The sequence below is a fragment of the Olleya sp. R77988 genome (genome assembly GCF_044594215.1).
Taxonomy (GTDB): Bacteria; Bacteroidota; Bacteroidia; order Flavobacteriales; family Flavobacteriaceae; genus Olleya.
In genome coordinates this window covers 898,719-912,530 of record NZ_CP138988.1, presented here as the reverse complement: position 1 = coordinate 912,530, position 13,812 = coordinate 898,719, and the positions used below count along the sequence as shown (strand labels likewise).

11 protein-coding genes are annotated in these 13,812 nt (G+C 31.8%); 3 read left to right on the top strand and 8 right to left on the bottom strand.

The features are described 5' to 3' along the window. Positions 1–2 precede the first annotated feature (2 nt). Genes SJY17_RS04020 through SJY17_RS04010 form a run of 3 tightly spaced genes read right to left on the bottom strand, consistent with a single transcriptional unit; the run spans position 3 to position 4,091 of the window. Entirely contained in the window at positions 3–1,694 is a 1,692-nt protein-coding gene (locus tag SJY17_RS04020; RefSeq protein ID WP_397364186.1) for a DUF6909 family protein, read from the bottom strand. Between the two features lie 28 nt (positions 1,695–1,722). Continuing rightward, positions 1,723–3,225 (bottom strand): GH3 auxin-responsive promoter family protein, encoded by a 1,503-nt coding sequence (locus SJY17_RS04015; RefSeq protein ID WP_397364185.1) that lies wholly within the window; start codon positions 3,223–3,225, stop codon positions 1,723–1,725. Next, positions 3,225–4,091: a M23 family metallopeptidase gene (locus SJY17_RS04010; RefSeq protein WP_397364184.1), complete on the bottom strand. Its 867-nt coding sequence runs from the start codon at positions 4,089–4,091 to the stop codon at positions 3,225–3,227. Before SJY17_RS04010 ends, SJY17_RS04015 begins: the two co-directional genes overlap by 1 nt. 116 nt (positions 4,092–4,207) lie before the next feature. Here SJY17_RS04010 and SJY17_RS04005 point away from each other — a divergent pair, with 116 nt between their 5' ends. After that, positions 4,208–4,387: a twin-arginine translocase TatA/TatE family subunit gene (locus SJY17_RS04005; protein ID WP_397364183.1), complete on the top strand. Its 180-nt coding sequence runs from the start codon at positions 4,208–4,210 to the stop codon at positions 4,385–4,387. Positions 4,388–4,457: 70 nt separating this feature from the next. Here SJY17_RS04005 and SJY17_RS04000 read toward each other — a convergent pair whose 3' ends face one another. Genes SJY17_RS04000 through SJY17_RS03985 form a run of 4 tightly spaced genes read right to left on the bottom strand, consistent with a single transcriptional unit; the run spans position 4,458 to position 9,869 of the window. After that, a complete protein-coding gene (locus SJY17_RS04000; RefSeq protein ID WP_397364182.1) occupies positions 4,458–5,435 on the bottom strand; it encodes a DUF4837 family protein in 978 nt (325 codons plus the stop codon). A 23-nt stretch (positions 5,436–5,458) separates the two neighbouring features. Further along, positions 5,459–7,051: a LysM peptidoglycan-binding domain-containing protein gene (locus SJY17_RS03995; protein ID WP_397364180.1), complete on the bottom strand. Its 1,593-nt coding sequence runs from the start codon at positions 7,049–7,051 to the stop codon at positions 5,459–5,461. A gap of 39 nt (positions 7,052–7,090) precedes the next feature. After that, positions 7,091–8,278 (bottom strand): phosphoglycerate kinase, encoded by a 1,188-nt coding sequence (locus SJY17_RS03990; protein ID WP_397364179.1) that lies wholly within the window; start codon positions 8,276–8,278, stop codon positions 7,091–7,093. A gap of 16 nt (positions 8,279–8,294) precedes the next feature. Beyond that, positions 8,295–9,869, bottom strand: coding sequence for an SPOR domain-containing protein (locus SJY17_RS03985; protein WP_397364178.1), 1,575 nt, complete (start codon positions 9,867–9,869; stop codon positions 8,295–8,297). A gap of 126 nt (positions 9,870–9,995) precedes the next feature. On the opposite strand from SJY17_RS03985, the gene SJY17_RS03980 reads away from it, so the two are divergent. Beyond that, positions 9,996–11,150 carry an ATP-binding protein gene (locus SJY17_RS03980; RefSeq protein ID WP_397364177.1) on the top strand — a complete coding sequence of 385 codons (1,155 nt, stop codon included), beginning with the start codon at positions 9,996–9,998 and terminating at the stop codon, positions 11,148–11,150. A 1-nt stretch (position 11,151) separates the two neighbouring features. Next, the gene (locus SJY17_RS03975) at positions 11,152–12,069 is read left to right on the top strand and encodes a diacylglycerol/lipid kinase family protein (protein WP_397364176.1); all 918 of its coding nucleotides are present in this window, start codon (positions 11,152–11,154) and stop codon (positions 12,067–12,069) included. Between the two features lies 1 nt (position 12,070). Here the strand turns inward: SJY17_RS03975 and SJY17_RS03970 are convergent, their stop codons facing one another. Beyond that, positions 12,071–13,810 carry a hypothetical protein gene (locus SJY17_RS03970; protein WP_397364175.1) on the bottom strand — a complete coding sequence of 580 codons (1,740 nt, stop codon included), beginning with the start codon at positions 13,808–13,810 and terminating at the stop codon, positions 12,071–12,073. Positions 13,811–13,812: the final 2 nt, after the last annotated feature.

Sequence of the window (13,812 nt, the reverse complement as noted above, 5' to 3'; positions counted from 1 at the left end):
AATTAATTAAATATTTGTTGTAATATTTTTCTAGTTATTAAATACGTTGGTTTTACACCTGATGTGCCTAAGCCTCCAGACGCTAAAGTACTACCTGTTTCTAAAGGGTTATCACTTGCGTAATATGCATATCTTACTTTAACATTAGGATTTATACTACCTCTTACTTTAGAAGCTGCTTGAATAGCTTTTTGGTAATGAGCGCCTTCCATCTCTAATCCAATAACATTCCATGTAGAACTAAAAAAGAACTTTAAAATGTCTTTGTTTTGAAGTGAAGTTCCTAAAACAGATATCATTGATCCTTCATACACATCTACTCCTTGACCTTCTAAATCAGACTTGTTTAACTCGTTTTTAAAAGGGTAATTATCTGCTGTACCTTCAAAAATATGAGCAGAAGGGATCATAATATCTCCTTTTCCTCCTTCTAAAATACCTGCTTTTCCCATTATTGAAATAGACTCCACATTTAAATGTGTTTTACTATCTCCTTCTCTAAAAGGTTTTAGTAATTCGTCTATAGTTTCGTAAGCTTGTTCACCAAAAGCGTAATCCATAACAAAAAGTACAGGAGCTTCAGTGTTTTTATCTGATTTTTGTAATTTCAGGTCAGTTTTAGTCAAATCAATTTTAGACGTATCAAAAATTTGTACATCTATATTGGTTCCTGATGTGTCTTCTATATAAACCATGCCTTGTAATAAAGCTTTTTTTGTGACTTTATTGCGTAGGTTTTGGTTTTTACTATCACTTAAGTCTTCATATATCTTAAAAACTTCGTTTTTACTACATTCTGCTTTTAAGGCAATTGGAGCAAAAAGAGTATTCATTACACTGTGTAAATTAGCGCTTATTATATGTATTGGTCTATTTAATAACCCTTCTTTTTTAAGTGTCTCTTTTATTGTATTTGCCCAAATTTCGCCATGTATATGATGTCCTAAACGCTCTCTTAAAACAGGGCTAAACGTAACTGTACGTTTATTGTTTTTTACAACCTCATCTATAGCTAATTTACCTAACCAATAAACAATATGCAATAAGCGTTCTGGTTTGCTTGGTAAAGCAAACACATCGTAAACTGCAGATAATTCTTTAAATGTACGACCTAAAATATTTGCTGTGTGTGTAATTGCAATTTCGCGTTGTTTTTGAGTGAGTTTCTTTTTAGAAAACACAGCACTTTCTAGCTTTTGCCAATCTCTTGTTGTTGCTCCATTTTCGTCTATAATTACACGTTTGCTAATTTTATGAGACTCAACAAACAAAAACGTTAAATGGGTTAAAATATCATAAATTTCTGAACGTCCTCGAGTAATCTCGATATTCATCTGTTCTTCATCAATACGATAACAGTTACGACGTCTTTTAGGTGGAATTATAGCTTCAAAATGAGAATCTTTATAACCTTCATCACTTGTTAGGTTTATAAATCTACATTCTTCAATGCCATGTGGTAACCTATCAATAACATAAAGTAAACCTTCTAGTTCTGCTTTCTCATCTGCAATTGAGCCATAAATTTCTGGCCTAAGTACTAATAATGCTTCACGAAGTGTTTCTCCAGAAACTCCCATTGGTTTATAAAACCCTCTATTAAACAAGTGACGCATAGTAATATACATGCGCTCTATAGCATTTGAGCTTTCTTGAGCTCTCGTTCTTTCATGTTGTTTAATCTTACTACTCATAAAGTGTCTTTAACTGGCAAATATAATATTATTTAGTCAGAATATGTGGTTTTAAATTTTCTGCGATCTTACGATCGTTTGATAAACGTGGAATTTTGTTTTGACCTCCCAATTTCCCTATAGATTTCATGTAATTTTGAAACCCTTTTTTTTCAACTTTACTAATCTTTAAAGGCTGCAATACTTTTCCTTCAATCAAATCTAAGTAATAACTGTTTTGTTTTTGTAATGACGCATCTATTTTTTTCGCTAAAGCGGAAAGATTTTCTGGTTCGTTTTCAAACTCTATAAACCATTCATGATATGGTAGGCCTGAGTTTGGGTTTATTTGTGGTGCAACTGTAAACTCGTTAATTCTAATAGTTGTTCCTTCTGTTGCTTCTTTCATGGCATATTCTACTTCTTTTCCAATAACATGTTCGCCAAAAGCAGATATAAAATGTTTGATCCGTCCAGAAACAATAACTCTATATGGTTTTGTGCTTGTAAACATTACTGTATCACCAATATTATAAGCCCAAAGTCCTGCATTGGTAGAAATTATCATGACATAATTTACACCAACCTTAACATCTTTAATAGTTATTCTTTTTGGGTTTTCTTCAAAAAATTGATCTGCTTCTACAAACTCGTAAAACATACCAGAGTCTAATTGTAGCAACATTCCTTTTTTATTTTGCTTATCCTGAAACGCAAAAAAACCTTCGCTTGCTGGATACAATTCTATACTATCTACTTTGCGTCCAATTAGGTTTTCAAACTTTGCACGATAAGGTTCATAATTGACACCTCCAAAAATAAAAAGGTTGAAGTTTTTAAAAATATCTCCTACTTTTTGTCCCGTTTTATGCTGTAGTTTTTCAAAATACATTTGTACCCAAGATGGTATTCCGGAAATAATGGTCATGTTTTCTGGCAACGTCTCTTCAACAATTGCATCTACTTTTGTTTCCCAATCTTCTATACAGTTGGTTTCCCATGATGGCATTCTGTTTTTTTGAAGGTATTTTGGGACGTAATGCGCAACAATACCTGACAGTCTTCCCAATTGGATTCCGTTTTGTTCTTTTAAAGTTGGACTTCCTTGAAGAAAAATCATCTTTCCGTCTACAAATTTTGCGTTTCCGGTTTCATGGATATAAAGCAAAATGGCGTTTTTTGCTGCATTAACATGATTTGGCATACTTTGTTTGGTTAACGGAATATATTTTGCTCCAGAAGTTGTTCCTGAGGTTTTTGCAAAATAGATGGGTTTTCCTTTCCAAAGCACATCTTTTTCTCCTGCAACAACACGATCTACATATGGTTTTAGCTGCTCATAATCTCTAATTGGTACGCGTTTTACAAAATCTTGATAGGTATTGATACTAATAAAGTCATGGTCTTTACCAAAAGCTGTACCTGCAGCTTCGCTTATTAAATTTTGAAATACTTTATCCTGTGTTTCAATTGGATTATTTGCCCATTTCTGAATCTTTTTATAGACACGTTTTGCAAATGGTTTTGCTAAAGCTGATTTTATTGAAAACATTATTTAAAATCTATAAAATTAGTTGGATTTACTGGATATCCATCACTCCATAATTCAAAATGTAAGTGTGGTCCTGTTGACAGTTCTCCAGTATTTCCTGCAGTCGCAATAACTTCTCCTGCTTTTACTAGATCTCCTTGGTTTTTGGTTAAAGAAGCATTGTGCTTATATACAGATATTAAACCTTGACTATGCTCTATAATAATAACATGTCCTGTTTGTGCTGTCCACTCTGCAAAAATAACAGTTCCATCTGCTGTTGCTTTTATTGGTGTGTCTAAAGCAACAACAACATCTACAGCGTAGTGTTTAGTTTTGGTATCGTAGTTTTCGCTAATTGTACCACTTACTGGTGGAAATAGTACAAAACTTGCTTTTGTTGCTGTTTCAAATAAACTGTATTTATCTTCCTTATCAACTTTTTCGCGTAATAAAGAGTCTTCTTTTATTGGATTTAAATCCACTTGGCTTGCCTCTAGTTTTGCAGCTTGAATAATAGAGTCTTTATTAAATTTTACAGTACTTACTTCTCCTTGAAGCACCTGTTTTATGGAAGCGAAATATTTTTGGTTTATTTCTATAACACGCTGTAAAGAGTCTGTTTTAAAACTAAGTTTTACTGCTTTCTTTTTAAGTGATGTCGATGAATAACCTGGAATATATTCTTTTAAAGGTGTGTAGGCAATTAAAATAGTTGTCAAAACAATTAATAAGATTGCAGATAATGTACCTAAAACAAACACATTTAAACGTGTTAAATTAAGAGACAAGCGTTCTTCAAAGGTTTCGTCATTTAAAACAACTAGACGATATCTGTGAAGTAGTTTCTTCTTGATTTTTTTAGATTTTTTTTCTGATTTTGCCATATTAAAAACAAAAGTAAATAAAAAATTGAGCTCTCATATGTAGCTAAAGCTAAAGTTAGTGTTTTAACGTTATTATTAAAGTTTAATTATTAACTTTGTAGTCTAAATTTTAAGTTATGATTTCAGCAAGTATATTTTTAGGAATGATTGGTCCTTGGCAGATTGCAATTATTGTAGTTTTAGTATTATTAATGTTTGGAGGTAAAAAAATTCCAGAATTAATGAGAGGATTGGGTAGCGGTATTAAAGAGTTTAAAGACGCTAGTAAAGAAGAAGAAACAGAAGACAAAAAGTAATTTTTACTTTATTATATAAAAAAACCCAATGCATTGCATTGGGTTTTTTTATGAATTATCTTTTTAAAGATTAATTAACCTTTAAAGATTTTATTATAGATTCTAACTCTAAAACATAATCTCTTTTACTAACTGATGGCGCAAAGGTAAACCCTTCTAAAACCAGATAACGGTTATTAATTTTATCTTCAACCATATAGTTTAAAAATGGACCAGCGTTATAAGAGCCTTCAATCTCCCAAGTACTTCTAACCTCATAAGTTGGTTTATTATCAATACTTGTTTTAAGTAAAAACGGTGTATATGCTGCTTCTGTTTTCATGTAAGACCCATCAACAGGTCCAGGAATATATTTTTTTCCTATACTATCTCTTATTTTAATAACTTGTTGGATAATATCTCCTTCTTTATTAATGGCATCAAAAGGTATTTGATATATCATAAAGTTATTACTTCCAGTTGTTAAGTCTTTTCTAACCCAGAAAAAATTTTCTTCTTCCTGAGCAATTCTATATACAGACGGAAATTTAATCGTGATTCCTAATACTTTTTCAATATTATTATTAGTGTGAAGTGATTTATTAGTTAAGGCTTGACGTGCTGCTATTTCTTGATTTTTGAAAGTATCTAATATTTTGTCTTTATTAGCCTTTAATATCTCTATAATCTGCTGATTATCTTTCCCTCTTACAACAATCACTTTTTGAGGTCTAGCAAAAGCATCTGTTGCTGTTTTAAAACCTGTCTTATCTCCTGTTTCAATTTTTAAAATGGTTCTGTTTTTTGTTGCAAAACCAGAAAACACTTGTGGTGGCATTTGATTAATATCAAACATAGGTTCGTCTTGAGGTAGACCAATAACTTTAGTTGTTAAAATATTTCTTACAACATCTCCTACTTTGCCTTTCCATAGTTGGTTGTCTACAACTACACTAATATTATATAAATTCCCTGAAGATTGTGGAACAATACGCTTGTTGCTTTTTGACCCTTCATCGCACGATAAGATTGTGCTAACTAATAAAATTAATACCGCTAGTTTTTTCATTTTATTAAATTTTTAAGTGACTATTACCCTTTAGAAACAATTAATTTCATTCCTGGTTTTAATTTAGTACCACTAATATCATTCCAATCTTTAATATCTTGAACAGAAACTCCAGTAAATTTTTGAGAAATGCTCCATAAGCTATCTCCTAGTTGTACTGTATAGGTTTCACCATTTACTGGCTTAGTGCTTTTTTTGCTTGAAGATGCTAATTTGGGTTTATTTACTGCAGCTCCATTTCTGGGATAAATGGTTAAACGTTGTCCAATTTTTAAATTATTACTTCGCAAGCCATTCCATTTTTTAATTTGACTAACTCTAACACCAAATTTTCTGGCAATTTTACCTAAGTAATCACCTTGCTTGACTTTATATCGTGTTTTGGTATCCGAATTAAAAAACTGAGGTAATGGTTTTTCGCGTTTATCAAATTCTGCTTTAGCATGAGCATATAACTGATCTTCGTTATTAACAAATGCGCCAATAATATTTCTAGGTAAGCGTAAGGTGTAGTTTTTCCCTTTTATAAAAGGGATAATATCTAGTTTGTAAGCTGGGTTTAAAAACTGAAGGGTTTCAATTTTTACTCCTGTAAATTCTGATACTTGATCCAAACTTATCATTTGTTTGACATGTATCGTATCTGTTTCTATTAAATGAAACTCTGGTCTGTGTTGTACAAAACCATGCTCTTCTGCATATTCAAAAATATACATTGTTGCTAAAAAAGCAGGTACATATCCTGCTGTTTCGCGAGGTAAATTTGGACGAATATTCCAATAATTTTGATATCCACCAGAGCGTCTAATGGCTTTACTTACATTTCCTGGTCCAGAATTATAAGCTGCTAGAGCCAAATCCCAATCTCCAAATAGCTTATATAATTTAGATAAATAGGTTGCTGCTGCTTTAGTTGACTTTATTGGATCGCTACGCTCATCCACATAACTACTAACATCCAAACCATACTCTTTACCTGTTGCAAACATAAATTGCCATAAACCTGTTGCACCAACTCTTGATCTTGCACGTGGTTTTAATGCAGACTCTACAATTGACAAATATTTCATTTCTAACGGTATGTCTTGATTGTCAAGCTCGCGTTCAAACATTGGAAAGTAATAATTACTAAGTCCCATTAAACGCTCAAAAGATTGATGACGATTTTTTAAAAAAGACTTGATGACGCTTTCTAAACCTGGATTATATTCTACATTAAAAGGTGTTCTAGCATTTAATCTTTGTAGCCTTGCTTTTAAAGTGTCTGTTGTTAATTCTGGATAATAAACTGCATTATATTTTAAGTCAGATACATCTCTATAAATTGTATCAAACAAGGTGTTGCTATACAACTCCTCTAACCATCTTTGGTCTATGTTTGAAGCAAATTGGTCGTCTTGTAATACTTTAGGTAAATCAACAACTTGTAGTGCTTTTATAGATTTTACAAAATAGGCTTGACCATCTATAATAGTATCAATAACATAATCCTGACCAGCAATCAATTGATCTTGTGTTAATCTGGTGGTTTGGTTTTGTTCATTGTCTTGAGTAAAACCGAAACAGCTTACTAAAACAAACAAAAAGAAAGAAATATATGTTTTTACTTGATGCATTTACTTGTTGTTTATTGAATAACGTATTTAAGTGGATAATTATTCTAAAATAGCAGCAATACCAGGTAAAGTTTTTCCTTCTAAACTTTCAAGCATTGCACCACCACCAGTACTTACGTAGCTTACCTTATTCTCAAAACCAAACTGTTTTACTGCTGCTACAGAGTCTCCTCCTCCAACTAAAGAAAAAGCTCCTTTTTTAGTAGCTTCCGCAATAGAGTTTCCTAATTCTATTGTTCCGTTTGCAAAAGTTTCCATTTCAAAAACACCTAAAGGTCCATTCCAAAGTATGGTTTTACATTGCATAACCACATCATGGAAAATAGCTTTAGACTTTGGTCCAGCATCTAAACCTTGCCAACCATCTGGTATTTTAGTAACATCCATAACCTGAGTATCTGCATCGTTACTAAAGGCATTTGCTGCTAATACATCTACTGGTATGTGAATCTGAACGTTTTTAGCTTTGGCTTGTTTTAAAATATCTAATGCTAAATCCATTTTATCGTCTTCGCAAATAGAATCTCCAACAGAGCCACCTTGTGCTTTTACAAAAGTAAAAGTCATACCACCACCAATAATTAGGTGATCTACTTTGTCTAAAATATTTTCAATAATTGTGATTTTTGAAGACACTTTTGCTCCTCCAAGCACTGCTAAAACTGGTTTCTCGCCAGTTTTCATTACTTTATCAATACTTTTTATTTCTTGCTCTAGTAAGTATCCAAAGCATTTTTTATCTGTAAAAAACTGTGCTATAATTGTTGTAGAAGCGTGTGCTCTGTGCGCTGTTCCAAATGCATCGTTAACATAAATATCTCCTAATTTGGCTAGTTTTTCTGCGAAAGCAATATCTCCTTTTGTTTCCTCTTCATGAAAACGTAAATTTTCTAGAATTAGGATCTTACCAGGTTCTAAATTAGCTGCAGCATGTTCTGCTTCTTCTCCGATACAATTTGAAACAAATTGAGTTTCGACACCAATAATATCTTCGACTTTATTAATGATATGTTTTAATGAAAACTCATCCTGAACACCTTTTGGTCTTCCTAAATGAGACATTAAAATACAGCTTCCTCCATCTTCTAAAATTTTAATAATTGTAGGTTTTGCAGCTTGTATTCTGGTCGCGTCTGTTACTTTAAAATCTGCGTCTAAAGGGACGTTAAAATCTACGCGTATTAAAGCTTTTTTGTTTTTAAAATCGAAGTCGTTTAGTGTTTTCATTAAATTGTTTTGGTGTTTAATCTAAGTTGGCTTTTAGTACCCAAGCGTCTCTATATCTGTAATTTGTTTTTAATTCTTCAGCAAGTTTAAAGGCTTCATCTGCAGTATCACTTCTTAATAAATAAACATAATTCCAATTGTTTTTTGGGTTAATAAAAGCATTAGCATCATACCCTTTTTTTATTAGTTTTGAAGTCCATTTTCCTGCTCTTGCAGACTCTGCAAAAACACCTGCTACAACATAATAACCACCTTCTATACCTGCAATAGCTGTAGATTTTTTGTTTTTTAAATATTTATATGCTTTAGAGTTTAATCCTCTTTTATAATAACGGTAAGGTTTACGTTTCTCTTTTGTATCATAACTTGGAACAGATTCTGGTTGTGCTCTTACTATTTCTGGAGCGACACTTGCGCTTTGACTTGCATTAGGATTGTTTTCTTGAACAATATCATCAAAATACGTTTGGGCTATTTCTGTCTGAAAAGCTGTAAAATATAAGTAAAACCTATCAGATTGTGTTTTTAAACGCAATGTGGTTTCGCTTGTGTTATTATTTATAATCGTATTATTATAATTCGGGATATCTAATTTAGCAATATCAAACCCTAAAGTGTTTTCGCTATTAGGCAATCTATCTCTGTTTTTTATACTGTTATTTGTAATAGAACTGTTAAAAAAGTTTTGCTGAAAACGTGCTCCATTACTCAAAGATTGAAACGTTCCGTCCTTTTGTTTTATAATTGCAAACTCGTCTCCTTGAAGATCAGAATCTCCTTCAATTGCTGCCAAAACAACAGATGTTTTTACGTCTCCTTTTTCAACAGATTTAAAGTTTTTAAAGGTTAAATCTAAAGGCTCTTCTTTATTAACCAATGCAAAACCATGATATGTAGAAATGTACTTTGGGTTATCTGTTGGTGATTGGTAAACAACATATAACATCCATCCTGCTGCACTACCTCCAGACAAATAACCTTCTGTTGCTTTTACATTTGCAACCGCATAGTCTCCTGTTTTATTTTCCGCTTTTATTAAAAGTTTAGTAACGTCTGCATAGCAAACGTAAGGCGAGTTTATTGCATGTGTAACGTTTTCTGATCCATCATAAATAACTGACCCTTCAACATCTTGATACTCTTGATTTGGTAATTTAAACTTGATTTGATTTATTACTGTAGAGCGTTCTCCATTTCCTCTATAATCATAATTACCCTTTTGTTCTTTACGGGTTCCTTTTTCGTAAGCATAAGTCGCTGTCCAATATAATCCTGCGTAAGCGATTTTTTTAAAATCTGTGGGTAAATTTAAAGTGGCTTGACTGGAGCTAAACGTCTCTGTATCGCTATCTATATCTACATAACGCATTTTGGTGTCATCATTATTAGCTAACGGATTGTTAAATGCGTCTTTATCGTCTTTACTTAAAATATTGTTTCCAATAACTGCAACATCTCCAAAAATGTAAAATTCTTTTTGAGATTCAAAAGAAACTCCACCTGCAAGTGTATCTAATTGCAGCTCTGATTCCTGAGCATTAACACAAATTAAACTAACTAATAAAAATAGTATTGGCAATAACCTTTTCATTTTAAAAATTAAAACTGTTAATAATCTCCAAAGATATACAAATACTGCGATACTTTAAATATGTAAGACGAAAATCAATCTTTAATAAAAATAGTTTTTAATTAACAGGAAAACTATATTTGCGTTATGCTTTTTAGTGATATTTTAGGTCTTAATCATATAAAAAAACACTTAACAACAAGTGCTGACAATGGTCGTATACCACACGCTCAACTGTTTGTAGGTCCTGAGGGTTCTGGTACATTACCTATGGCTATTGCCTATGCGCAATATGTTTTATGCAAAAATACTTCTGGAGAAAACTCAGGCGAAAACGAATCTTGTAACTTGAAATTTAATAATTTTTCTCACCCAGATTTACATTTTGCCTTTCCTGTAACTTCTACAGATAAAATAAAAAGACACCCTGTTTCTACTCATTTTTTAGAAGAATGGAGGCAATTATTAAATGAACAACCTTATGGTAATTTATTTGATTGGTACCGTTTACTTGGTGTTGATAATAAACAAGGACAGATAGGTGTTGACGAAGCTTTAGATATTGTTAAGTCATTAAGCTTAAAATCTTATGAAGGAGGTTATAAGGTCATGCTTATTTGGATGGCTGAAAAAATGAATACTCAGGCTGCTAACAAATTACTAAAGCTTATTGAAGAGCCTCCAAACAAAACGGTTTTTATATTAATTGCTGAAGAAGAAGAGCAAATTATTAATACCATTAGATCGCGTTGTCAGGTTTTACATTTTCCTCCTTTAGCTGAAGATGACATAAAAAAAGGAATTATAAAACAATTTAATTTAGAAGATGCTATTGCAACTAAAATAGCACACCAAGCTAATGGAAACTACAACAAAGCTTGTGATTTAGTTTATAATGACAGTGAAGACAACCAATTTGAACAATGGTTTATTTTCTGGATTAGAGCTGCCTTTAAAGCAAAAGGAAACAAAGCAGCAATACATGATTTAATTGGTTGGAGTGAGGATATTGCAAAAACTGGTAGAGAAACTCAAAAACAATTTTTACATTTTTGTTTAGACTTTTTTAGACAAGCCATGCTTTTAAATTATGGTGCTGACGAGTTGGTGTTTTTTGAAACTAAAAGCAAAAATTTTGATCTTTCAAAATTTGCGCCTTTTGTACACAACAATAACATTATGGATATTTCTAAAGAGCTTAATGATGCTATTTACCATATTGAACGTAACGGAAACTCTAAAATTATTTTAACAGATTTAAGTATTAAACTGACTCGATTACTTCACGCAAAACAAGAATAATTTGACAGCTAAGTTATCTTTTTTTGTAATTATCAATCCTGTTTCTGGGAATGGAAAAGGAAAAACTATTTGGAAAAAAATACAAGACAAACTTAATACACAATTTACAATAGATTTTGCTTTTACAACGCATCCTAAGCATGAAATAGAATTAACCAAAATTGCTATAAAAAAAGGAATTACACGCTTTGTGATTATTGGAGGAGATGGTACTTTAAACAACTTTATTAATGGTGTTTTTAGCCAAAACACTGTTGACCACTCAGACATTGCTTTTGGAATTATACCAATAGGTACCGGAAATGACTGGGTAAAAACACATCACATTTCTAAAAACATCAATAAAGCTTTACAAACCATTTTTGATGGTCAGACAGATACTCAAGATGTTGGATGTATTAGTTATCTAGATAACCCAAAGTCTAAAAAATATTTTATAAATCTTGCTGGAATTGGGTTTGATGGCAAAGTGGTTAATATTGTTAAAAATGATAGAGCTTTAGGTAAATTAACTTACATCCTTGGAGCTTTAAAAGGGGTGTTTAGTTTTAACCTTTTTGATAGTAAAATAACCTATGATAAAGACGTCTTAAACCTTATAGACTGTTTCATGATTCAAATAGGTGTTTGTAAATATACAGGATCTGGAATGCAATTGACAAAACAACCTAATCCTAAAGACGGATTATTTGACATTACCATCGCTACTGCTTTTACCAAATGGGATATTATTAGAAATTTACACAAATTATTTAGTGGAAAAATAACATCTCATAAAAAAGTAAACGTCTTTAAAACTAATGCTTTAAAGATTAGCTTTAATAAGGAGCAGCCTTTTATTCAAGCAGATGGAGAACAGTTAAAAACAGGAACCATTGAAGTCTCAATAATACCTAATGGTATCCGTTTTTATTGCTGATTTAATAGGATAACATGTTTACTTTAAATACCCAATTTTCTTTAAAGGGATCTTTAACAATTAGCGTTTTGTGTTGCATATAGGCATCATAATAGTTTTCTGTATGAAAAACATATACGTAAAACAACTCTTTGTCTTCATCAATTAAAATATTGCTTTCATAGCCTTGTTCTTTTAATTGGTTTTGCCAAGCTATTGCGTTTTTAGCTTCAGAAAAGAATTTGTTTATTACATAATAGCCTTTTTTAACACCTTCTATTTGGGCTGCGTTTTTCTCTAATAGCAATTTAAAAGCTTGTGTTTCTAGTGGTTTATCTTCTAATTTTAAAGCTTTAACATAAGTGGTAGAACTAATATAAACCTCGCCTTCTGCTAGTGTTTGTTTTTGCATTGTTGACGCTGCAATTTCTAACGATATTGGATTAACTGGCTCTTTTACAGGTTCTTTTTTAATTACTTCTGGTTGTTTTAACGTTATTGGTTTTGCAATAATTTCTTCAATTAAAACATCCTTAACTGGCTTTGTTTCTATTTTAGAAACAGCATTGGTTTTTGGCTTAGGAATAGCTTCTTTTTTAGGTTTTTGAGATGCAATTACAATTGCATTTTTAGGTGCTTTTTCTTCTATTTCATTGAAAAATGATTCACTAATTTCGGTTTGAAAAGCAGTAAAGAACAGATAAAAACGATCTTGTTTTGTTTTAAAAAAAAGGTCAACTTTATCAGTGTTATTGGTTATTACAGCATCTTTTCCATTGGGTAGTGTTACAGAAGCGACATCAAAGCCTAAGGTATTCTCACTGCTCGGAAAACGTTTTTGGTTATGAATGATTGACGATGATATCTGGCTATTAAAAAAATTGTTTTGATCCCTCTTAATTGTCTGTAATCGCCAAGCTTTTTTGGTTTTTGGATTTGCTATAACGCATTCGTCTTCTGTTAAAATAGAATCCCCTTCCAAAGCAGCTAATGTCAAATCTGTAGTGGTCTCTCCTGTTTCTGGAGTTTTAAAATTCTCTAAATTTATAGCTACTGGTTCATTACCAACATGTGTAAAACCATTAAACGTCGTTATATATTTAGGTTTTTTAGTTGGTGCTTCATAAACAACATACAACATCCATCCTGCTGCGCTTCCGCCAGAAACAAAACCCTCTGTAGCATTTACGTTTGCTACAGTAAATTCTCCATTAATAGTCTTTGCGTTATTTAAATATTTTGTCACATCTGCATAGCATACATAAGGAGAGTTTAAAGCAAATGAGGCTTGTTTTGCGCCATCAAAAAGAACTTTACCATTAATCGATTGGTAATTTTCTCCTGGTAATTTTAGTTTAATTTTACTAATTAAACTTCTGTTTCTTTGTCTAGTTCCTTGAAAATAAAATTGCGAATTTTCTTCTCTCCTTGTTCCTTTTATATAGCTATACGTTGCGGACCAATATAATACTGCATAAGCTATTTTAGTCTGATTATCAGGTAGTTGTAGGTTCGCAGAGCTTGATGAAAAGGTTGAATCATCATTATCAATATCAACATAAACCATGTCAATATCATCATTAGTTAATTGATTATCGTTATACGGTTTATTGACGTCTTTACTTAAAATATTGTTTCCTATAGCTACAGCATCTCCATAAATATAAAACGCCTTTTGAGTTTTAAACGGAACAGCTTCTTGAGCATAACTAACAGAAAAAATAGAAAAGAAGATAGCGCAATGCCAAAGCAAGCTTTTCATAG